Source organism: Pseudomonas brassicacearum, assembly GCF_003732265.1.
Taxonomy (GTDB): Bacteria; Pseudomonadota; Gammaproteobacteria; order Pseudomonadales; family Pseudomonadaceae; genus Aquipseudomonas; species Aquipseudomonas brassicacearum_D.
Genome location: NZ_MOBK01000088.1, coordinates 1 through 499 on the forward strand (window position 1 = coordinate 1; position 499 = coordinate 499).

Genomic DNA, 499 nt, shown 5'->3' on the forward strand with positions numbered 1-499 from the left:
CACTACACCATCCAGCCATCGATCCGCTTTACCAGCGTCGATGTCGATTTTGCCGTCGACAATCTTGGCGAGCAGGGGCGTGCCGTGAGCGAGGATTTCGAATACCGCTCCGACACCAACCCGCACTTCCTCTCGGTCGGACAGATCACTGACCTGCACGCGAAGCTCTCGGTATGATTCCCTACGGTCGGCAAAGCCTCGATCAGGCAGACATCGATGCGGTTGTCGAGGTGCTGCAATCAGACTGGCTGACCCAAGGGCCGACCATCGAGCGCTTCGAGCAAGCGATGGCCGAACGGTGCCAGGCGGACTTCGCCGTCGCGGTGTGCAACGCCACGGCGGCGCTGCACATTGCCTGCCTGGCCGCGGGCCTGGGGCCGGGCGATCGTTTGTGGACAACGCCGAACACCTTTCTCGCCTCGGCCAATTGCGGGCGTTATTGCGGCGCCGAGGTCGATTTCGTCGATATCGATCCGCTGACCTGGAACCTCGATGCCTT

1 protein-coding gene and 1 pseudogene are annotated in these 499 nt (G+C 62.1%); both read left to right on the forward strand.

Features of this window, described 5'->3' with window-relative positions; translation table 11 throughout:
* A pseudogene (locus BK660_RS30170) lies at positions 1–177 on the forward strand (UDP-N-acetylglucosamine 4,6-dehydratase (inverting)); the annotation flags it as partial.
* A partial coding sequence (locus tag BK660_RS30175) for a DegT/DnrJ/EryC1/StrS family aminotransferase (RefSeq protein WP_185045258.1) occupies positions 174–499 on the forward strand: 326 nt, incomplete at its 3' end. The pseudogene BK660_RS30170 and the gene BK660_RS30175, both read left to right, overlap by 4 nt.